Raw genomic sequence first — 21,312 nt, 5'->3', positions numbered from 1 at the left:
GCGGACGCGCGCCCCGGTGCCGGAGCACCGGGGCGCGCGCCGTCCGTGGAGCGGATTACTGGGTGGTGATGGTGAACTGGGTGCCGGGCTCCCGAACGATGTCGCCGGTCGCCGAGTTGGTGATCGTGACGTTCGACAGCGTGGCGCTGCCCTGCGCGCCGCTCATCGCGAGGATGCCGGCGCCGTTGTTGGACCGGTCGATCCGGACGTTGGTGATCGTCGCGGTGACCCGCCCGCCGCCGGTCTTGAACTGGATGCCGTCGTAGGTCGAGTCGACGATCTCCGTGTCGCGGATGATCACGCCGGGGATCGGCAGGCCCGGTGCGAACAGGGTGATCGCGCCGAACTTCTGCGCCTCACTCCAGAACGCGCCTCCGGACCGGAAGATCCCGTTGTTGGCGATCGTCGTCGTGCCGCTGAACGGCTGCGGCGAGTGGTCGGTGGCCAGCATGATGCCGGGGTAGTTCATCGTGTCGTACACCAGGTTGTTCTCGATGGTGTTGCCGTAGCCGCCGTAGATCGCGATGCCGTTGGCCCGCCAGGGCAGCGCCACCGTGTTGTTGGTGAAGTGGTTGTCGTGTCCGATGTCGACGGACTGGTCCTTGACGAAGGTGCTCGACCAGACCGCCAGCGAGTCGTCGCCGGTGGTGCGGAACGACGAGTTGAAGACCCGCGAGTTGCGCGTGCTGTTGGCGAAGTTGATGCCGTCGGCGTACGTGTCGCGGATCCGCATCCCGGAGAAGTCGAGCCCGTCGCCCGGGTTCCAGTAGGCCGGCGTGTCCGAGTAGTCGCGGCCGACCCAGGCGCCGACGTTGACGTGCTCGATCCACACGTTGCTGATCTTCGTGTTCTTGCCCAGCCGGCCGTTGATGCCGTGGCCGCGGTTGGCCCGGTTGGTGGTCATCCCGAAGATGGCCAGGTCGGAGATCTGGGTGTTGTCGTCGACGTCGAAGCCGACGTTGCCCTCGTGCGGGTGGTTGATGTTGCCGACCACGTTCTGCGGCTCGGTGTTGGTGTAGAGCACCGTGTGCCACATGCCGGCGCCGCGGATCACGGCGTTGCGGATGCCCTTCTGGTTGTACTGCCCGCGGGTCGGGTCGGGCGAGAGGATCTTCTGTTCCTGCCGCCACTGCCCGGCCGGGATCCAGACGCAGCTGATCACCCCGTTCTCGTCGTCGGTGACCGCGCGCTGGATCGCGCCCGAGTCGTCGACGTTGTCGTTCGGGACCGCGCCGTACGAGGTGATCGAGGTGCACCCCGCCGGCTGGCTCAGTGGCGGCGCGACCTGCTCCAGGTCGATCAGGTCGAGGTAGTAGAACGCCGCGTCGTCACCGCTGTCCTTCTGCAGCTTGAACCGGGTGCCGACCGGGTAGGACTGGGCCAGCAGCGCGTGCGACTCGTCGAAGAGCCGCCGCGCGTTGGCCTGCGGGCTGTTGGACAGGCCCTCGGTGTCGTCGGTGAGGCCGTAGAGCCAACTGTTGCGCGACGAGAGCGTCAGCTTCTGCACGAACTGGTCGTTGGCGTAGAGGCTGATCGTCGCCGTGGTGCCGCCGCCGCTCGGTGAGTCCGGGATCGAGTTGCGCACGACGATCGAGTTGGTCGGCACGGTCGAGGTGAACTGCACGTACTGGCCCTGGCTGGTCAGCCGCACCGACCTGCGGCCCGACGACTCGGTGCCGAAGTTGGTGTGCCCGAACGTGCGCAGCGCGTCAGCTTCGATCAGCGTGCCGGTGTACTGCCCGTTCTCCGCCTCGTAGGAGGTGAACGGCACGGCGGCGCCACGACCGACCACGATCGCCTGCGTACGCGTGTTGTTGCCCTCGTTGGTCTCCGCCACCACGTTGGTCGCGTCGGCCGTCGCCGTGATGGTCGCCCCACCGCTGGTCGCGGTCCACGTGCCGCTGACCGCCACGGTGGCGGTGGCACCGGAGGCGACCGAACCGGTGTTGGTGTTGAGCGTGGTCCCGCCGACGGTCAACCGGGTCACCGACGCGGCCGCCGCGGAGGTGCCGCGGTTGTTGACCGACACGGTGAAGCTGACCTGCGCGCCCACCGCGGGGTTGGCCGGGTTCGTGGTGATGCCGGTGACCTGCAGGTCCGGCCCGGGCGCCTGGGCGACGACCAGTTGCGACGGCGCGGTCGTGCTGTTGTTGGCGTTGTTCTGCTCGACGATCGTGTTGGTCGGGTCGACCACCGCGGTCACCGCGTAGCTGCCCTGGGCCCGGGTACCCGCGTCGAACGTGACGGTCTGCGACGCGCCGGCCGCGAGGGCCCCGACGTTGGCCGAGCCGACGACCAGGCCGCCGAGGCTGAAGTTGACGGTGGTCGCGCCGGCCGCCGCGGTGCCCGCGTTCTGCACCGTGGCCGACAGCGTGATCGCGCTGGCCTCGTTGGGCGACGCGGGCGTCCAGCTCACCGAGCTGACCACCAGGTCGGGGTTGGGCGCCGGGGTGCCGCAGACCTCCAACTCCGCGACCTGGCCCGACGGGGCACCGGTGTTGGAGGTGAAGCGCAGCCGCACGTCGGCCGTGGTCGCCGAGACCGGGATCGCGACGACGTTGTTGCCCTGGACGAACTGGTAGTTGGCCGCCGCCACCAGGCTCGTGTAGGTCGAGCCGGCCTGGTCACGACCGAGGACCTGGATGTTCTGGGTACGGGTGCCCCACGCCGGGTCCGGGTTGAGCTTGACGTTGACACCGGTGACGACGTGGTTGGCACCCAGGGCCACGGTCAGGTCCTGCGGGTAGCTCGCGGCGCCCTCCCAGTAGGTGGCGAGCTGACCGTCGTTGGCCTTGTCCGGGGTGAAGGTGAACGTCGAGCCGGTCGCCGACATCGTCTTGCCCGCGGCCACGTTGGTGCAGCCGGGCGGCTGGGTGCCGGTGCGGGTGACGGTGTTGCTGTTGCCCGACAGGTTGCCGGCGTTGTCGCGGGCCCGCACGAAGTAGGACACCGTCGCGGTTGCTGGTTGGCTGTCCTGGTAGGACGTCGCTGTCCCGGCCGTCGCGATCTGCGCACCGTTGCGATAGACGTTGTAACCCGCCAGGCCACTGCCGCCGCTGTCGGTCGACGCACCCCAGTTGAGCGTGATCGTGGTGCCCGAGACGGAGTAGGACAGCGTCCCCGGCACGCTCGGCGGCGTGGTGTCGCCGGGCGCGGTGCCGGTCCGGGTGACGGTGTTGCTGTTGCCCGACAGGTTGCCGGCATTGTCCCGCGCCCGCACGAAGTAGCTGACCGTCGCCGTCGCCGGCTGGGAGTCCTGATAGGACGTGCCGGTGCCGGCCGACGCGATCAGCGCGCCGTCGCGGTAGACGTTGTAGCCGGCCAGCCCGCTGCCGCCGGAGTTGTCGGTGGACGCGCCCCAGTTCAGCGTGATCGTGGTGCCCGAGACCGTGTAGGACAGCGTGCCCGGCACGCTCGGCGGCGTGGTGTCGGTCGGGGTGCCGGTCGGCCCGTACACCTCGACCTCGGAGAGCTGGCCCGCGGGCCAGGCGCTGTTGGCGGTGATGGTGATCCGCACGTAGCGGGTGGTGGCCTGCGCGAACGTGATCGTGACCGCGTTGCCGGCCACGGCCGGGTCGAACGTGTAGGTCTGCGAGCCGGCCAGGTCGGTGAACGACGTGCCGGTGGTGCTGCCCTGCACGCTGAGCGTCTGGGTGCGGGTGCCCCAGCCGGAGGTGGGCAGCTTGAGCACCACCCGGTTGACGGCCTGGGTGGAACCGAGGTCGACCTGCACCCATTCGGGGAACGAGTTGTTGGTGCTCTCCCAGTAGCTGCCCTGGTTGCCGTCGACGACGTTGCCGGAGCCGTAGACGTCGGCGTGCCCGCTCTCGGCGGTGGCCCTGCCCTGGGCCAGGTTGCCGGTGCCCGTCGTGCCGGCACCGTAGACCTCGAGCTCGGACAGTTGCGCCGCGCCCCAGCCGGAGTTGGCCGAGATGCTGGCCCGCACGTACCGGATGCTGGTCGCGGTGAAATTGATCGTCACCGCGTTGCCGCTGGCCGGGTTGAACGCGTAGGAGGCCGATCCGACGACGGTGCTGAACGTGCTGCCGTTGGTGCTGCCCTGCAGGGTGACCGTCTGGTTGCGGGCGCCCCAGCCGCCGGGCAGCTTGAGCACCACCTGATCGACGCCGGTGCTCGCGCCGAGGTCGATCTGGGCCCACTGCGGCAGGGCGCCGGAGCTCTCCCAGTAGCTGCCGGCGTTGCCGTCGTTGAGGTTGCCGGTCACGAAGCCGTTGTTGGCCGAACTGGCCGAGGCGGTCTTGCCGAGGGCGAGGTTGGGTCCACCGGCCGCGGACGCCGGCACCTGCCAACCCATGGTGACCAGGGCGGCGGCGACAGCGGTCGCCACCACCACCCGGAGTCTGGATCGTCTCATCGCTGTCCTTTTCGCAGTGGGGACTTCTCCCCGGGGCGCACGGCGCCCGGGGAGGGGCGGAAGTCGGCACGGAGCCGGTGGAACGGCTTGGAGTGGTGCGCTGCGCGAAAATTCCAGAGCTGCACGACGAGGCTTGCAAAGCTTTGTCGCAATCTTGCGGCAAGTTGGCCAAAGGTTACCGACGTGCTACGGGACCGTCAACACGTCCACAGCAATCGATGCCCGACGCGGCGAGAAAGACCTCGGACTGCGACGAGCGGGGCCGGGCTACCGCCCGACCCCGCCGCTTCGCACCCCACTCAGACGCCGACCGGCACCCGCTCCTCGACCGGCGCCTCGAGCCGCGCCCGGAGCTTCTCGCCCTCGATGTCGACATTGGGCAGGGCCCGGTCGAGCCACCGCGGCAGCCACCAGGCACCGCGGCCCAGCAGCGACATCACCGCTGGCACGATGGTCATCCGCACCACGAACGCGTCGATCATGACGCCGAGCGCCAACGCGAAACCGATGGACTTGATGATCGGGTCGTCGATGAGCACGAAGCCGGCGAACACGCTCGTCATGATCAGAGCGGCCGCGGTGACCACCCTGGCGCCGTGCCCCATGCCGGCGATCGTGGCCTGTTGGGCCCCGGCGCCGTGCACGTGGTCTTCGCGCATCCGGGAGACCAGGAACACCTCGTAGTCCATCGCGAGTCCGAACAGGATGCCGACCAGCAGGATCGGCAGGAAGCTGATCAGCGGCCCGGGCGTGCCGACGCCGACCCAGCCGGCCAGGTGCCCGTCCTGGAAGATCCAGACGGTGATGCCGAACGTGGCGCCAACCGTCAGTAGGAAGCCGAGCGCGGCCTTGAGCGGCACGAGCAGGGAGCGGAAGACCAGCATCAGCAGCAGTACGGAGAGCCCGACCACGATCAGCAGATAGATCGGGAGCGCGTCGGAGAGCTTCTCCGAGACGTCGATGCCGACCGCGGTCTGCCCGGTCACGGCCACGTCGGCGCCGCCGATCCCGTGCGTCTTGGCCCGGACCTCGTGCACCAGCGTCTCGGTGCTCGCCGCGGTCGGCCCTTCCTTCGGAATGATGCCGAGCAGCGCGGTCCGCCCGTCGCCGCTTAGCGTCGGCGGGGTGATGGTGACCAGGTTGGGCGTACCGCCGAGGGCCGGTCCGACCTGCTGCACCGCCGCGGCGGTCCGCGCCGCCGACGGGCTGGAGACGACCAGCGTCAACCGGCCGTTGAAGCCGGGCCCGAAGCCCTCCTTCACCAGGTCGGCGGCCTCCCGGGCGGGGGTGCCGACCGGGCCTGAGCCGGCGTCGGGCAGGGCGAGTCGCATGTCGGCGGCCGGCAGGGCGAGCGCGCCGAGACCGAGGATCCCGACCACGATCACCGGGATCCGGGCCCGGGTGACCAGCCGCGCCCAGCGGAAGCCGAAGCCCTCCTTGTGCGCGTGCGGCGCCGAGTCGCGCTGGCGGCGCGGCAGCACCTTGGTGCCGGCGAAGCCGAGCAGCGCGGGCAGCAGTGTGATGGCGACCAGCACGGCCACGGCGACGGTGCCGGCGGCGGCCAGGCCCATCGCGCTCAGGAACGGTATGCCGACGACGGCGAGCCCGGCCAGCGCGATGACCACGGTGATGCCGGCGAAGACCACCGCGGAGCCGGCGGTGCCGACCGCGCGGGCCGCCGCGTCTTCCGGGTCGAGCCCCTCGGCGAGGTGCTGGCGGTGCCGGGAGGTGATGAACAGCGAGTAGTCGATGCCGACCGCGAGGCCGAGCATGAGGGCCAGGACCGGAGTCACGCTGGTCAACGAGACGACGCTGCTCAGCGCGAACAGCCCGGCCATGCCGGCGCCGACACCGATGAGGGCGTTGAGCATCGTCATGCCGGCGGCGACCAGCGACCCGAACGTCACCAGCAGCACGACCAGCGCGATGGCGACACCGATGCCCTCGGTGCCGCCGACCTCCGGTGGCGAGTTCATCACCTCGCCGCCGTGCCCGACCCGAAGTCCGGCCGCCTCGGCACTCGCGCCGGCGTTCTCGTACGCCGTGCGTTGCGCGTCGGTGAGTTCGTCGGCGCGACCCGCGAACTGCACCTGGACCAGGCCGTAGCGGCCGTCCTGCGAGACCGCCTTGGCCGTGAACGGGTCGACCGCGCCGACCACCCCGGGCACCGCCGTGGTCTCGGTGACCAGGCCGGCGACGGCGGCCTTGAGCGGGGCGTCGGCGAGCGTGCGCCCCTCCGGCGCGGCCACGACGATCACTCCGACCGCGCCGCTGGCCTCCGGGAACTCGTGTCGCAGCGAGTCGATGGCCCGCTGCGACTCGGTGCCCGGCATGGTGAAGTTGCTCGAGGTCGGCCCCTTGAAGGCGACCGCCGCACCGCCGACCGCGGCGAGCAGCACCAGCCAGAGCACGACGACCAGCTTGCGCCTGCGGTACGAGGCCCGGCCCAGCCGGTAGAGCAGCGTTGCCATGTCAGTCCTTCCCAGGGAGGAGGGCGCGCCGGGCCACCGCGACCAGCGCGGGCCGAAGTTCGACCGCGTCGCGCTTGTCGTCGATGACCACGGCGGCGATGCCACCGAGCAGCACCTCGGCGGCGATCTGGTCCGCCGGCTCGGCCGAGCGTCCGGCGAACCCGGCGCGCAGGGCGTCGGTCAGTTCGCGCACCGCGGCGAACCGCGGCTCCTGCAGGAACTGCGGCGTGACGTCGTAGATCAGCGCCACCTCACGCCGGTAGCGCAGGACGAGGTCGATGAACCCTTCGATGGCCGCGACCCGGACGCCCTTGTCGTCGACGCCGGCGAGGCGCGCGACCAGGTCGATCAGCGACTGGCGGGCCGGCTCGACCAGGGCGAGCAGGATCGCGTCCTTGTGCGCGAAGTGGTAGAGCAGGGTCGCCTTCGAACAACCCACCTCGGCGGCGATGTCGTGCAGCGACGTGCCCTTGAAGCCGTAGCGGGTGAACAACTCCCCCGCGACCCGCAGGATCTCGTCACGCGTCCGGATGCGAACCACGAACGCATTCTCCCTGACCGCTCGGTCAGCTTCTGACCGAGCGGTCAGTTTGAGTGACTTGTGTCACCCGTGTGGGTGACCCATCAGCGCGTCCGTCTCGCCGAACCCGAGGTCGGCATCGAGCGCGTCGTACGTCCCCTTGGTCAGTAGTTCGCGCGCGGCGGCGCGGGTGGCCGCGTACGCGGCCAGGGTGATGGCCGGGCCGACGCTGACCCGGGCGACGCCGAGGGCGGCCAGTTCGCCGACGGTCGGGGAGCCCGGGCCGGCCATGACATTGAGCGGCGCCGAAATCTCCTTGGCCAGCTTCGCGATCGTCTCGGGGTCGGCGACGCCCGGCACGAAGATGCCGTCGGCGCCGGCCGCGACGTAAGCGGCGGCCCGGTCGAGGGTGTTTTGGAAGCGGGTCGCGGGGTCACCGAGCGCGCGCAGGTAGGTGTCGATCCGGGCGTTCACGAACAGGTCGCCGGCGTCGCGGGCGGCCCTGATCCGGTCGGCGTGCTCCTCCGGCGTCGCCAGGCCGTCTTCGAGGTTGACGCCGACGGCGCCGGCGTCGCCGATGCCGCGGATGGTCCCGTCGATGTCGCCGTAGCCGTCTTCGACGTCGGCCGTGACGGGCACGTTGACGGTGGCTACGACGCGGGCGACGAGGTCGATCGCCGCCCGCTGGCCGATCGTGCCGCCGTCGCCGGCACCAAGGCTCCAGGCCACCCCCGCGCTCGTCGTGGCGACCGCGGCCGCTCCCGCCTCTTCGATCAGGCGGGCGCTGGCGGCATCCCAGGCGTTGGGCAACACCAGCGGCTGTCCGGCGCGGTGCAGTGAACGGAAGTGTGCGTTCGTCATGCCCCAAGCCTGGCCGCCGGCGAGGTTCGGGTCTGGCGGCTTTCGGACCTCAACCGATCGGCGACCCGCGACGGCGGCTCGCGCGGGTCAGGGGACGATGCGGGTGCCCGGGGTGTCGCCGGGTAGGCGGGACATGTCGTTCTCGAACGGCGGGACCGGTGTGCTGCCCAGGATCGAGCCGTCGGCCGCGTACGCGGTCACGGTCGCCGGCTGGTCCGGTGGGACGGTGGTCGTGCCGGCGCCCCACGCGTCCAGCGCCACCGGCACCGGCGACCCGCCGCCGATCGTCACCGTCGCGGTCGCCGTGCCGGGCGCTGTCGCCACGCGCACCTCGCCCGTGCGCCCGTCGCCGCCCTCCGCCCGCAGTCGCCAGCCGACCGGCCGTGCGGACGCGTTCTCCGCCGGCAGCAGCAACCGCAGGTCGGTGCGGCTGCTGGTGGCGCCACCGTGCATCGCGTAGGCGATCACACCGCCGCCCGCCGGTTGCACCGTCAGCAGGGCGGCGGCCTGCCCGTTCACCGTCCCCCACCAACGCAGCCGAACCGTGCTACCGGCCGCCGGCAGTTGGCTGTCGGTGAGCGCCAGCCCGACGAAGCTTCTCAGGATCGCGGGATCCGGGGCTGTCCCACGGCTGCCCCGCGCGGCCTCGGCGAGTTGGGTCGCGGTCGGCACCGACGGGTCGCCCGCCGACGAGCCCCACCCACCCGCCACGATGCCCTGGTAGAGCACCTGCGGGCCGCGCGTGACGCGGGCCTCGAGACCCGGCGGGAGCGGCGCGGGCGGCAGCACCGCGAGGCCGACCCCGGTGCCGTCGGAGGAGGCGAGTTGCCGCCGCTCCACCACACCGCCCGCGGTGTAGTGAGGGTCACCGCTGATCGTGACGGCCGCGTCGGGTGGACCGATCACCACCGCATACCCGCCGTGCTCACCGTCGACCTGGGTCAGCGTGACGACGGGATTGCTCGCGTCCTCGTTACCGCCCCGCATCATCTGCCGGGGAGCGGCGCCGACCGGGCCGTCGTACCAGATCAGCTCCCAGCTCGTGATGAAGCCGAGCCGCAGGGGTACGAGCACGAGCGCGACCCGGCGGCCCGGCGCGTCGCTGGCGTAGAGCACCTTGATCCGGTCGCGGCCCGCCACGGCCCAGAAACCGTCCGGGTCCTGGATGCCGGTCACCCGGTCGCGGAACCCGGCGAGCCACGCCTGGTCGGCGGTGAGCGAACCGCGGGGTGGCACGTGCGCCAGGGCCGACCACGGCGACGCGATGGCGATGCCGGGCGCCCAGCCGGGTAGCGGCACGACGTTGGCCTGCACCCCGACCGCGGCGGCGACCACGGCGGCGAGCGCCACCCGGCGGACCCGGCGCGCGCGGCGGTGCGCCCGCTCGCGTCGCGCGAACTCGGGCCACGGGTCCTGCGGCAGGTCGATCGTCTCCGCCGCTTCGCGCAGCGTGTCGGTCAGCGACGTCATGTCGGTTCCCCCTGGAGTCGTACCGGTGGCTGTTCGGCGAAGTCGACGCGAAGCCGGGCCAGCCCGCGCGATGCCTGGCTCTTCACGGAGCCGACGGAGCAACCGAGAACCCGGGCGGTGTCGGCCTCGCTCAGGTCCTCGAAGTAGCGCAGCACGAGCACGGCCTGCGTCCGCGGCGGCAGTTGGCGCAGCGCCACGAGGAGTTGCTGCCGCTGCTCCACCCGCAGATAGTCGTCGGGCGTCGGCGCCGTGTCCGTGGCCAGCAACGGCACCTCGACCGGCCGGCGCCGCCGCCACCAGGAGGTGGCGGTATTGACCATCACCCGGCGTACGTAGACCTCCGGGCTCTCGATCCGGGCCCACCGCCGGTGCGTCTTCTCCAACGCCGACTGCACCAGGTCCTCGGCCGTGCCCCGGTCGCCGGTCAGCAGGTAGGCCGTCCGGGTCAGCGGACCCCATTGCGCCCGCACGAACAGCCGGAACCGTTCATCGTCCTCGCCGGATCCCACGCCACCTCCCCGTCACGCTCACCATCGGACGCGGGGTTAGACGCCGGTCAGGTGCGCGGAGGTTGAGTGCCGGGAGAAATCACCAACGGAGGGAGGACTGCCGGTTTCGGCTATGCCGTCTACCTGGACCGCTGGGACTGGTCGGCGGGCGACAACGTCGTCGTGCGGATGTCGGAGGCGTTGGCGCCGGCCGACGTGTCGGGAGGAAGCCGGCACGATCGGTCGTGTCGTGCGCGATGTTGGCGATCCGCACGACCGAAGCCGCGCATGAGCTGAGGCAGCAGGCATTCACTACGATCGGGGCGTTCAGGATGCAGGACATGATCGACGGGAGTGCCGTGTCGGCCACGAACACACCCCCGATCGAGCGACCGCGGCCGGTGGTCGCTGCCAGCTTGCTGCTGTACGCGCTCGCTGGCCTGCCGGCCCTGTCCGCGCTCCTGCAACAGCTGTTCCGTGCCGATCCGACGGCCGCCGGCGGTGGCGCCCTCGTCCTGCTGCCGGGCGCCCTCGTCAGTGGCGTGCTGGTCGCGGCGCTCGGCTATTTCTGCGCCACTGGCAGGAACGCCGCGCGCGTCGTCGTCTGGTTGTTTACCGCCGGCGCGATGTTCAATCTCGTCGCCGTCACGGTGACAGTCCTCAGGCCCGACAGCTACGCCACCCGGCCGGACTGGTACCCGATCTTCCTAGTAACGGTCGGCGCGGTGCAGCTCGTCGTCCTGGCAGCGGCGTCAATCCTGTTGGCCCAGCCCACCGCTCGGCCGTTCTTCCGCCGGAAGCACCTGCGCCTCAGTTCTGGTTGATCTCGACGTACACCCCCGGATCGCGATGGCGATCCTCAGGCACGCCCACAGCCAAGCGGTGGGTGCGCACCCTGGCGGCGGCGCGAGCGGCCCGTAGGGCCGCCTTGAAGACGTACGGAAGTTTGCACATCTTGGGCCGGCAGCCGGTGTCCGGTCTCAGGATCTGCGTGACACATCGGTATCAAGGACGTGGGTGACACTCCGCTGAGTGCTGTGGCGTTGGCTGCGATACACCAGCGCTATCAGGCTGTGTCGGAGGTCCAGGCCGAGGTGCGGCCATGCATGGCGTGGATGGCAGCAAGAGCGGGCGTTCGTGGACCCCCGGGCCGACCCCGATGGCCAGCAGAAGGTCAGGGACTACCTTCGGCTTGGCACGACATACGTGGCCTGCAGAGGTTTCTCTTCGTGTCGGCTGTGCGGCGCGCTCAATCGCCGGGTGGCACCCCTTCTGACGCACCTACCGCGCAAGATCGTCTAGCCGGACGTGTCACTCATGTCGTCCTGAGTCTCGACATGGGCCGGCAGCCGGCGGCCCGGTAGCCGGTAGCCCTAGACCCGCCTGGGCGTGCAGATCACGGCCCTGCGGAAGACGATGGAGTGATGGGTTTGCTCAAGGTCCTCCGGCAGCTGCTGGGCCGCGACGCGGAGACGATAGGCGTGACTCGGGTGTCCCCCGCGGCGATCGCCTACAAGCAGGCGGACCTGCTCCGTGACGGACAGATAACTCGTGACCAGGCCCTCGCCGCGATAGCCGCGCACCACCCCGAGCTGACGTCCAGGCAGGTCGAGCGTCAGCTTGGGCAAGCGTTGTTCGAGACCCGCTGACTCCCTACTCGCTTGCCAGTGGGTGAAGGCCCTCCTGGTGCTGCCGCCCGGGCCCTGGGTGTACCGCCGCACACCGTCCAAGCCATCGCCCGGCACGCGGACGTGAAGATCACCCTGAAGATCTACTCGCACACCAACCTGGACTGCATCGGCCGGTCACGGGTGTGGGCGCGGCAGGGTTCGAACCTGCGACCCCTCGCTTGTAAGGCGAGTGCTCTTCCGCTGAGCTACGCGCCCCGGACCGGCCGAAGCTTACCTGACCCCGGCCCGGTCAGCCTTCGTCAAGGTTGGCCACCGCGGCCAGCCACACGGTCGTGTCGCGGGACTCGCCCGGACCCTTGCACTCCGCCCACCTGATCGTTCCGGCTCGGTCGATCAGGAAGGTGCCGCGGTTGGCGAAGCCGGCCGACTCGTTGAAGACCCCGTAGGAATCGGCCACCGCGCCGTGTGGCCAGAAGTCGGCCAGCATCCGCATCGTCCAGGACTCGCGGTCGAGCCAGATCTTGTGCGAGTAGGGCGAGTCGACGCTCACCGTGAGCACCTCGACGCCGGCGGCCGCGAACGCCGGCAGGGACTGCTCCAGCGCCGCCATCTCACCGCCGCAGGTGCCCGTGAAGGCCAGCGGGTAGAACACGAGCAGGACCGCACTGGACCCGCGGTACGACGAGAGTCGTACCGCCTGGTTGTTCTGGTCCTTGAGTGTGAAGTCCGGTGCCGGCGTGCCGACCTCGAGCATCGTTCGCTACTTCTTGCGGGATCCGCGCGGCACCACGAGCCGTGCTCCGCTCCAGTCCTTGCCGGCGTTGACCGTCGACGTCTGCTGGAGCCCGGCCGTCGGCGCCAGCTCGGTGATCTCGCTCGGCTCCACGTGGCCGTCGCGGCCGGCCTTGGGCGTCAGGAGCCAGACGACGCCGTTGGCGGCCAGCGGGCCGAGTGCGTCGACGAGCATCTCGAAGAGGTCGCCGTCGCCGTCGCGGTACCAGAGCAGCACCGCGTCGACCACCTCATCGGTGTCTTCGTCGACCAACTCTCCGGAGCGGTCGGTCAGGGCGTCGCGGAGTTCCTGGTCGACGTCATCGTCGTACCCCATCTCCATGACGACCATCCCCGGCTCGATGCCGAACCGGTCCGCCAGGCTGCGTACGCCGTCGGCGGCCTGACCAGCGGTCGCGCTCACTGTTGCGTGCCTCCCTCGTTCGTTGCGATTCCCGCAAAGTCCACACAGTCAGACGCCCACGCGCAAGTGGCGCACCGACCGATCCCGGCTCGATTTTCCGGTCAGCCGGGTCGAAGGTGCCTACTGACACGGACTTTTCGGGCCCCTCGGGAAACTTACCGTGCCAGAAGCGCCCGGGCACCCTGAGTGATGGCATCCTCCGCGACCAGCACTTCCTTGGCCGCGGGGCCGAGCGGGACGAAGGAGTCGACCGACGCGATCCGGCTAACAGAACCGACATATCCGGCATCGACCAGGGCCGCGAGCACCCCCTCGCCGACCCCGCCGGACCGACGTGTCTCGTCCACGACAAGGACCCGCCCGGTCGCCGACGACTCCCGGATCACGTCGGCGACCGGCAACGGGGCGAGCCAGCGCAGGTCGACCACCCGCGCCCCGATGCCCTCGTCGACCAGGCGGGCGGCGACCCGCAGCGACATCCGTACCCCGTTGCCGAAGGTGATGATCGTCAGATCGTCGGCCGTGCCCACGTTGTAGACCCTGGCCCGCCCGATCGGCACGTGCGCCTCGGACCACGACGCCGGCCCCAGGTAGGGCGCCAGCCACTCGTTGTCGCCCTCTTCGTAGAGGTCACGGGTGTGGTAGAGGGCGATCGGCTCCAGGAACACGCAGACGCTCCCGTCGACCGCGGCCGAGGCCAGGCAGGTACGCAGCAGCGGCGCGGCGTCGTCGGCCCGCGCCGGCACGGCCACCACCAGGCCCGGGATGTCGCGCAGCACGGCCACCGAGTTGTCGTTGTGGAAATGCCCGCCGAACCCCTCCTGGTAGGCCAGCCCGGCCAGCCGCACGACCATCGGGTTGCGGTAGGCGCCGGCCGAGAAGAACTGCATGCTGGCCGCCTCGCCGCGCAGTTGGTCCTCGGCGTTGTGCAGGTAGGCCAGGTATTGGATCTCCGGCACCGGGAGCATGCCGGCCAGCCCGGAGCCGAGGGCGAGGCCGAGGATCGAGGTCTCGTCGAGCAGCGTGTCGAAGACCCGGGTGGCGCCGAACTTGTCGCGCAGGCCCTTGGTCACCCCGTACACGCCGCCCTTGATCGCGACGTCCTCGCCGAAGACCGCCATCTTGGGGTTGGCCAGCATGCCGTCGGCGAGCGCGGCGTTGATCGTCTGGGCCAGGGTCAGCGGGCCGGCGTCCTCGGGGAGGCGTTCGCCGAACGCGGCGGACCGGTCGGCGGCCGATAGAACCGACAAATCAGCCAGGGTACGGGCGACCCGCACCGGCCGCCGCGGTGCCAGCGCGGCCACCACGTCCGCGGGACTGGTCAGCTTGGGTTCGCCCAGCACCTCCTCGGCGACCTTGCGGACCAGCCAGCCGACCTCGTCGTAGCGGGCGACGATCTCCTCCGGCGCGGCCAGCCCGGTGTCCACCAGCAGCCGGGCGGTCGCCACGACCGGGTCGCGGGCCAGGTCGCGCTCGAGGTCGGCGGCCGGCCGGTAGGCGACCTCGGCGTCGGCGCCGGCGTGACCCATGAACCGCACCGTCCTCAGGTGCAGCACGGCCGGCTTCCGGCTCTTCCGCACGTGCTCGACCGCGCGCACCGCGGTCGCGTAGGCGCCCATCGGGTCGTCGCCGTCGGCCGCGAAGTAGCGCAGCCCGGGCCGGGACTTCAGGGTCGTCTCGACCCAGCCCTGCGGCGACTTGACACTGATCCCGATGCCGTTGTCCTCGCAGACCAGCAGCAGCGGCAGGCGCAGGCCGGTGTGGTCGATCCAGCCGGTGGTGTTGAGCGCGGCGGTGGCGGTCGCGTGGTTGACCGAGGCGTCGCCGAACGAGCAGACCACGATCGCGTCCGGCGGCCAGGGCGCCTCCGAGGTCTCGGTGCCGTTGACCTTGCGGAGCCGCTCGATCGCGAACGCGGCGCCCACCGCGCGGGGCAGGTGCGAGGCGATCGTCGAGGTGGTCGGCACGACGTGGTGCGCGGCGTTGCCGAAGACCTTGTGCCGGCCGCCGGCGATCGGCTCCCTGGCCGACGCGACGATGCCGCGCAGCACGTCGCGGGCCGCGTCGGCGACCGGGTCGGCGCCTCCGGCCTGCGCCACCCGGGCCGCGTAGAACGCGCCGGAGCGGTAGTGCAGCAGCGCCGGGTCGGTGTGCCGGAGGGCGGCGGCGACCACCGCGTTGCTCTCGTGCCCGGCCGACCCGATCGTGTAGTAGCCCTCGCCGAAGCTGCGCAACCAGCGGGCGGCAAGGTCGAGGTGGCGGCTGGTCAGCTGGGCGTCGAACAGGGCGCGGGCCAGCTCGGCGGTCATCCCGTCGGGGAGGCCGGCCGTGCCGGGCACCAGCGCGCCGACCGCCGTCCGGAACCGTTCGTCGAGATCTTGCGGCGTGGTCACGCCGAAAAGCATTACCGACCGAAGCCACCCACTGCCAGTCACCTGCCCCATCCGCCACGCGGGACCCGCCGGGGACTGGTCCACTCAAAGCCAGAAAGATCCCTAGACTTGTCCGGATGCGGAGTCAGGTGATCACGGTCGAGACGGGGCGCCGCCCCGCCGTGCGCGACGTGACGGCGGAGGCGCAGCAGTTCGTCTCCGGCGAGGGCGACGGCCTGCTGCACGTGTTCGTGCCGCACGCCACGGCCGGCATCGCGATCATCGAAAGCGGCGCGGGATCCGACGACCCCGACCTGATGACGGCGATCGACGGGTTCCTGCCGGCCGACGACCGGTGGCGACACCGGCACGGTGCGCCCGGGCACGGGCGTGACCACGTCGTGCCGGCCTTCATCGCCCCGTACGCGTCGATCCCTGTTCTGGGTGGTCGGCTCGCACTGGGCACCTGGCAGTCGGTCTGCCTGGTCGACACCAACGGTGACAATGCTGTCCGGCAGGTCCGGTTTTCGTTCCTTCCGGGGTGAGCTACCAGATAGTAGCTGTGTCGCGTGTCGCGTCTGCAGTACGCGACGTGACGCCGGGGCGTGAAACGGGGCAGGATGAGGTTGGAGACGAATCCCACACCCGGGACACTTGGCTCCGAAATGTCAGTCGTCCCCACAATCTGAGGAATGCCTGTGGCTACGGAACGCAAGCGCCCGGTGATCAGTGACGGCCTGCCGAGCCAGCTTCCGGACGTCGACCCTGAGGAAACCGCCGAATGGGTCGAGTCTCTCGACGGAGTCATCGACGCGGGTGGCGCCAAGCGCGCCCGATATGTGATGTTGCGGTTGCTGGAGCGGGCGCGCGAGCGCAACGTCGGCGTCCCCCCGCTGACCACCACCGACTACATCAACACGATTCCGCCGGAGCGAGAGCCCTGGTTCCCCGGTGACGAGTTCGTCGAGCGCCGGATCCGCGCCTACATCCGCTGGAACGCCGCGATGCTGGTGCACCGCGCGCAGCGGCCGGAGATCGGCGTCGGCGGGCACATCTCGACCTACGCCAGCGCCGCGGCGCTCTACGAGGTGGGCTTCAACCACTTCTTCCGCGGTCGCAACCACCCCGGTGGCGGCGACCAGATCTACTACCAGGGGCACGCGTCGCCGGGCATGTACGCGCGCGCGTTCATGGAGGGTCGCCTCTCCGAGGAGCGCCTCGACGGCTTCCGCCAGGAGTTGTCGCACGCCGGGCTCGGCGGCGGCCTGCCGTCCTACCCGCACCCGCGGCTGATGCCCGACTTCTGGGAGTTCCCGACGGTCTCGATGGGCCTCGGCGGGCTCAACGCGATCTACCAGGCCCGGTTCAACCGCTACCTGCACAACCGGGGCATCAAGGACACGTCCGACCAGCACGTATGGGCGTTCCTCGGCGACGGCGAGATGGACGAGCCCGAGTCGCTCGGCGCGATCGGGCTGGCCGCCCGCGAAGAGCTCGACAACCTGACCTTCGTGATCAACTGCAACCTGCAGCGCCTCGACGGCCCGGTCCGCGGCAACGGCAAGGTCATCCAGGAACTGGAGTCGTTCTTCCGCGGCGCCGGCTGGAACGTCATCAAGGTCATCTGGGGCCGCGAGTGGGACCCGCTGCTGGCCGCCGACTCCGACGGCGCGCTGGTCAACCTGATGAACAGCACGCCCGACGGCGACTACCAGACCTACAAGGCCGAGTCCGGCGCGTACGTCCGCGAGCACTTCTTCGGTCGTGACCCGCGGACCCGCAAGATGGTCGAGAACTTCTCGGACGACGAGATCTGGAACCTCAAGCGCGGCGGCCACGACTACCGGAAGATCTACGCGGCCTACAAGGCGGCCACGGAGCACACCGGCCAGCCGACGGTCATCCTGGCGAAGACGATCAAGGGCTGGACCCTGGGCTCGTCGTTCGAGGGACGCAACGCGACCCACCAGATGAAGAAGCTGACGCTCGACGACCTGAAGACGTTCCGGGACCGCCTGTACCTGGACATCTCAGACAAGCAGCTCGAAGAGAACCCCTACCTGCCGCCCTACATCCGGCCGGAGGACAAGTCCGACGAGATGGAATACCTGCACGAGCGCCGGCGCGCGCTCGGTGGCTACATGCCGACCCGCAACACCAAGGTGATCCCGCTGCAGATCCCGGGCAGCGAGCGGTTCGGCGACGTCAAGCGCGGGTCCGGCAAGCAGAAGGTCGCCACCACCATGGCCTTCGTACGCCTGCTCAAGGACATCATGAAGGACCGCGCGTTCGGTGACCGGTGGGTGCCGATCATCCCGGACGAGGCCCGCACGTTCGGCATGGACTCGCTGTTCCCGACGAAGAAGATCTACTCGCCGCACGGGCAGAACTACACCCCGGTCGACCGGGAGCTGTTCCTGTCCTACAAGGAGGCGCTCGGCGGGCAGATCCTGCACGAGGGCATCAACGAGGCCGGCTCGGTGGCGTCGTTCACCGCGGCCGGCAGCTCTTATGCCACGCACGGCGAGCCGATGATCCCGCTCTACATCTTCTACTCGATGTTCGGCTTCCAGCGCACCGGTGACGGCTTCTGGGCCGCGGCCGACCAGATGGCGCGGGGCTTCGTGCTCGGCGCCACCGCCGGCCGCACCACGCTCAACGGTGAAGGTCTCCAGCACGAAGACGGCCACTCCCACCTGATCGCGGCCACCAACCCGGCCGTCGTCGCGTGGGACCCGGCCTTCGCGTTCGAGATCGCGCACATCGTCGAGCGCGGCCTGCACCGGATGTACGGCGAGGAGCAGGAGAACGTCTTCTACTACCTGACCGTCTACAACGAGCCGATCCTGCAGCCCGCGGAGCCGGTCGACGTCGACGTGGAAGGCCTCCTGAAGGGCATCTACCGCTACTCGCCGGCACCGACGGTCGAGGGCGGCGGCATCAAGGCCAACATCCTGGCCTCGGGTACGGCCATGCAGTGGGCGCTCAAGGCCCAGCAGCTGCTGGCCCAGGACTGGGGCGTGGCGGCCGACGTCTGGTCGGTCACGTCCTGGACGGAGCTGCGCCGCGAGGCGGTGCAGGCCGAGGAATACAACCTGATGCACCCGGGCAGCGAGCCGCGGGTCCCCTACATCCGCCGCAAGCTGGCGGGTGCCGACGGCCCGGTGGTCGCGGTCAGCGACTTCATGCGCGCGGTGCCCGACCTGATCTCGCGCTGGGTCCCGGGCGACTACACGTCCCTGGGCACCGACGGTTTCGGCCTGTCCGACACCCGGCACGCGTTGCGCCGCCACTTCCACGTCGACGCCGAGTCGGTGGCCGTGGCGACGTTGCGCCAGCTCGCCGTCCGCGGCGAGATCGCACCGGCGATCCCGGTCGAGGCGGCCCGCAAGTACGCGATCGACGACGTCAACGCCGCACCCGTCGGCGAAACCGGCGGCGACTCGTAGGTCCGGTCGTTGTGAAAAGGGCGCCCCGCTTCCGCGGGGCGCCCTTTCTCGGTTGACGCGTCGGCCTACTCTTTCTCCTCCAGCCGTCGCTCGATTCCGGCAAGGTATTGCACCGACCTGACGGTGTCCGGGTGGTCGTCGCCGAGCACTGGGCGTTGGGTGGCCAGGGAGTCGTTCCCGAGTACCCGGCGCCGAGCTTCCAACGTTCTTCGCTGAGCCGACGAGAACGCTCGATCTTCGTCCACGCCCGGAGTGGTGAATCGTTCGACCTCGAAATAGGCGTTCGCGGCGACCGCCACGACGATCTCGGCGCGATCCAAGGCCTCGGACATGCGGACGACGAAGTTGTCGCCGGCCGAAAGGTCCCACCGATCCAGGTCGACCGCGTAACCGGCCTCGCGAAGGCTGCCAGGCGACCCACTCCGCCCAGGCCTGATCGCGTGTGACACGAGCTCCTGGCCCTGGAATGCCTCGAGCACTCGGCGAGCGTGCACTTGAACAGCACGAAACCGACAGTCCTCGGTCGGTCGCTAGCTGGCGTAGGTCTCCAAGTCGGCGACCCGCGCCGCTTGTGGGTCGGGGCGGTGGCGCTCACCGGCCGGCGGGCCCGGGCCGTGGGACCCAGAATTCGATCTCGGTTCCCTCGCCCGGGGTGCTGTGGATCGTCGTGGTGCCGTTGATGTCGGATGCGGCCACGTATCGACTGGGCGACGCCCAGCCGGCCTGCTTCGGCTGCCTCGGCCAGCCTTTCCGAGGCAAATCCGATCCCGTTGTCGCGCACGGTTATGCGCACGGCGTCGCCCTCGTCCTCGAGGAGGAGCCAGGCGCGGGCGGCCGGGCCGGCGTGCCGGCGGACGTTGTCCAGAGCGGCCTGCACCGCGGCGGTCAGCTCCGCGGCGCTCGGTGCCGACAGCGGCACGGGTTCGGCCGGCACCGCGACCTCGACCGCGGGCGATGCCAGGGTCGTCAGCCCCGCCCGCAGGTCCTGCTCTCCGTCCGGATGGGGGGTGGCCGGGCCGGTGAGCAGGGTCCGCAGGGCCACCTCCTGTTCCGCGGCGAGCGTGGCGAGCTGCGTGCCCGGGTTGCCGAGTTCGGAGCCGTGGCGCTGCACCAACGTCAGCACCTGCAGGACGCCGTCGTGGATGGAGCGGGCCAGCCGTTCCCGCTCGGCGGTGGCGGCGTCGCGGCGGATCTGCTCTGCCTGCTCGCGCTCGGCCCGGCGTGCGGCGACCTGCTGTGCGAAACCCAGGCCACCGATCGCGGCGCCGGCCACCAGCAGCAGGATGGCCGACGTCGGCAGGTGGAATGCCGGGTTGAGGTAGGAGCCCACCGGCGAACCGGCTCGCAGGTAGGTCGCCCCGACCGTCTGGAGTCCGCTCGCGGCCAGCACAGCGGCCACCGGTCCGAGCATGACGGGGAGCGCGCCGCGTGCCGCCAGCACCGGAGCCGTGGCGCCGACCACCGCCGTCGCCGCCGCGGTGATCACGATCAGGATCAGTGCCGCCGGGGTGGTGGCCCGTTGATCGGCCAGCTTCTCGGGCTGTCCGGACGTGGCCGCGTACGCGATGAAAAGGGCCACGGCGGCCAGCACCGTCAGCGCGCTGGCGAGCGGTGTCCGCCACCGACTGCCGGCCGCGACCGCGCCGAGCAGCACCCCGGCGAGCGCGCAGGGCCACCTCAGCGGCCCGCTGAACGCCAGGGCGGTCAACGCGATGATCATCGGCGCCACGACCGCGATCCGCACCGTCGCCGCGATCAATGCGCCGGCCAGAGACCGGAGGCCCGCGACGAGGCCGATGCCGGTCGCAGCCACGAGGGTGATCGCCCCGACGATGGCGGATTCCACGAAGGTCCGGATGTGCAGGGCGATGAAGCTGACCCCGAGCAGGTCGGCCAGTCGTTCGGTGGTCAGCAGGGACAGCGGAATCGCCAGACACGCCACCAGTGCGCCGGTCACCACCAGCCGGACCCGGCGCCCCGACCAGCGTGCGGCATCGGCGAGCCCGACCGCGCCCGGGTCACCGTGCCTTCCGCGCCAGGCCGCACACAGCACTCCGACGAACCCGACCACGGACAGGACGGGGTGCCAGGTCGCGATGGCGCCGTTCGAGATCAGCCAGCCGGCACCGACGATCGCGGAGCCGAACAGCTGGGCGCCGACGGAGAGGCCGGTGAGCGCCGCGCCCCAGCCGGGCGAATCCCTCACCAGGCTCTGGGCACACGCCAGCACACCCAGGATCGCCAGCGGATACCCGGCCCTGGCCACGGCGTCGACCGCGAGCGAAGGGGTCAGCCCCACCGATGCGGCCAACATGTCGGGCACGGTCAGCAGGCCCGCCACGACCAGCAGGTAGGGCCACCACCGGAGCGCGCAGAGCCCGACGACGGTGGCCGCGATCGGCACCACCAGATAGGCCCACCCGGCGCCGTGGAACTCGACGTGCGGCGGTGTGTCGATGAACGGTGGCAGCCCGTTGGCG

At 70.7% G+C, this 21,312-nt stretch carries 14 protein-coding genes, 1 tRNA gene and 1 pseudogene; 4 read left to right on the top strand and 12 right to left on the bottom strand.

Features of this window, described 5'->3' with window-relative positions:
- Nucleotides 1–55 precede the first annotated feature (55 nt).
- The 6 genes from AB0J74_RS15195 to AB0J74_RS15170 all read right to left on the bottom strand — a co-directional run bounded on the left by AB0J74_RS15195 (nt 56) and on the right by AB0J74_RS15170 (nt 10,206).
- Nucleotides 56–4,375, bottom strand: a complete 4,320-nt coding sequence (locus tag AB0J74_RS15195) for a discoidin domain-containing protein (protein ID WP_363448322.1) — start codon at nt 4,373–4,375, stop codon at nt 56–58.
- Between the two features lie 299 nt (nt 4,376–4,674).
- A complete protein-coding gene (locus tag AB0J74_RS15190) occupies nt 4,675–6,846 on the bottom strand; it encodes an MMPL family transporter (RefSeq protein ID WP_363448321.1) in 2,172 nt (723 codons plus the stop codon).
- Between the two features lies 1 nt (nt 6,847).
- Nucleotides 6,848–7,387 carry a TetR/AcrR family transcriptional regulator gene (locus AB0J74_RS15185; RefSeq protein ID WP_363448320.1) on the bottom strand — a complete coding sequence of 180 codons (540 nt, stop codon included), beginning with the start codon at nt 7,385–7,387 and terminating at the stop codon, nt 6,848–6,850.
- Nucleotides 7,388–7,450: 63 nt separating this feature from the next.
- Nucleotides 7,451–8,227: an isocitrate lyase/phosphoenolpyruvate mutase family protein gene (locus tag AB0J74_RS15180; protein WP_363448319.1), complete on the bottom strand. Its 777-nt coding sequence runs from the start codon at nt 8,225–8,227 to the stop codon at nt 7,451–7,453.
- 87 nt (nt 8,228–8,314) lie between these two features.
- The gene (locus AB0J74_RS15175) at nt 8,315–9,697 is read right to left on the bottom strand and encodes a hypothetical protein (protein ID WP_363448318.1); all 1,383 of its coding nucleotides are present in this window, start codon (nt 9,695–9,697) and stop codon (nt 8,315–8,317) included.
- Nucleotides 9,694–10,206 (bottom strand): SigE family RNA polymerase sigma factor, encoded by a 513-nt coding sequence (locus AB0J74_RS15170; RefSeq protein ID WP_363448317.1) that lies wholly within the window; start codon nt 10,204–10,206, stop codon nt 9,694–9,696. The genes AB0J74_RS15175 and AB0J74_RS15170 overlap by 4 nt, the downstream gene beginning before the upstream one ends.
- 236 nt (nt 10,207–10,442) lie before the next feature.
- Here AB0J74_RS15170 and AB0J74_RS15165 point away from each other — a divergent pair, with 236 nt between their 5' ends.
- Both AB0J74_RS15165 and AB0J74_RS15160 read left to right on the top strand, forming a co-directional pair.
- A complete protein-coding gene (locus AB0J74_RS15165) occupies nt 10,443–11,009 on the top strand; it encodes a hypothetical protein (protein ID WP_363448316.1) in 567 nt (188 codons plus the stop codon).
- A 600-nt stretch (nt 11,010–11,609) separates the two neighbouring features.
- On the top strand, nt 11,610–11,834 hold the full coding sequence (locus tag AB0J74_RS15160) for a hypothetical protein (protein WP_363448315.1): 225 nt from the start codon (nt 11,610–11,612) through the stop codon (nt 11,832–11,834).
- A gap of 165 nt (nt 11,835–11,999) precedes the next feature.
- Here AB0J74_RS15160 and AB0J74_RS15155 read toward each other — a convergent pair.
- From AB0J74_RS15155 to AB0J74_RS15140, 4 genes are all read right to left on the bottom strand, one after another.
- A tRNA-Val gene (locus AB0J74_RS15155) sits at nt 12,000–12,071 on the bottom strand.
- 34 nt (nt 12,072–12,105) lie between these two features.
- Nucleotides 12,106–12,570 carry a peroxiredoxin gene (locus AB0J74_RS15150; RefSeq protein WP_363448314.1) on the bottom strand — a complete coding sequence of 155 codons (465 nt, stop codon included), beginning with the start codon at nt 12,568–12,570 and terminating at the stop codon, nt 12,106–12,108.
- Nucleotides 12,571–12,576: 6 nt separating this feature from the next.
- Nucleotides 12,577–13,011: a DUF3052 domain-containing protein gene (locus AB0J74_RS15145; protein WP_363448313.1), complete on the bottom strand. Its 435-nt coding sequence runs from the start codon at nt 13,009–13,011 to the stop codon at nt 12,577–12,579.
- Nucleotides 13,012–13,166: 155 nt separating this feature from the next.
- Entirely contained in the window at nt 13,167–15,416 is a 2,250-nt protein-coding gene (locus tag AB0J74_RS15140; RefSeq protein ID WP_363448312.1) for a thiamine pyrophosphate-dependent enzyme, read from the bottom strand.
- A gap of 104 nt (nt 15,417–15,520) precedes the next feature.
- Here AB0J74_RS15140 and AB0J74_RS15135 point away from each other — a divergent pair, with 104 nt between their 5' ends.
- Nucleotides 15,521–15,928 carry a YjbQ family protein gene (locus tag AB0J74_RS15135; RefSeq protein WP_363448311.1) on the top strand — a complete coding sequence of 136 codons (408 nt, stop codon included), beginning with the start codon at nt 15,521–15,523 and terminating at the stop codon, nt 15,926–15,928.
- A gap of 153 nt (nt 15,929–16,081) precedes the next feature.
- Complete coding sequence (gene aceE / locus AB0J74_RS15130) at nt 16,082–18,832, top strand: pyruvate dehydrogenase (acetyl-transferring), homodimeric type (RefSeq protein WP_363448384.1); 2,751 nt, start codon at nt 16,082–16,084, stop codon at nt 18,830–18,832.
- Nucleotides 18,833–18,897: 65 nt separating this feature from the next.
- Here aceE and AB0J74_RS15125 read toward each other — a convergent pair whose 3' ends face one another.
- Together AB0J74_RS15125 and AB0J74_RS15120 are read right to left on the bottom strand one after the other, a co-directional pair.
- A complete protein-coding gene (locus AB0J74_RS15125) occupies nt 18,898–19,281 on the bottom strand; it encodes a toll/interleukin-1 receptor domain-containing protein (protein ID WP_363448383.1) in 384 nt (127 codons plus the stop codon).
- Nucleotides 19,282–19,580: 299 nt separating this feature from the next.
- Nucleotides 19,581–20,243, bottom strand: a pseudogene (locus AB0J74_RS15120) (ATP-binding protein); the annotation flags it as partial.
- Nucleotides 20,244–21,312: the final 1,069 nt, after the last annotated feature.

The organism is Asanoa sp. NPDC049573, from assembly GCF_040676615.1.
In the GTDB taxonomy this organism is placed as follows: Bacteria; Actinomycetota; Actinomycetes; order Mycobacteriales; family Micromonosporaceae; genus Asanoa.
The sequence above is the reverse complement of the archived record's forward strand: the minus strand, read 5'-3'. Positions and strand labels throughout refer to the sequence as shown.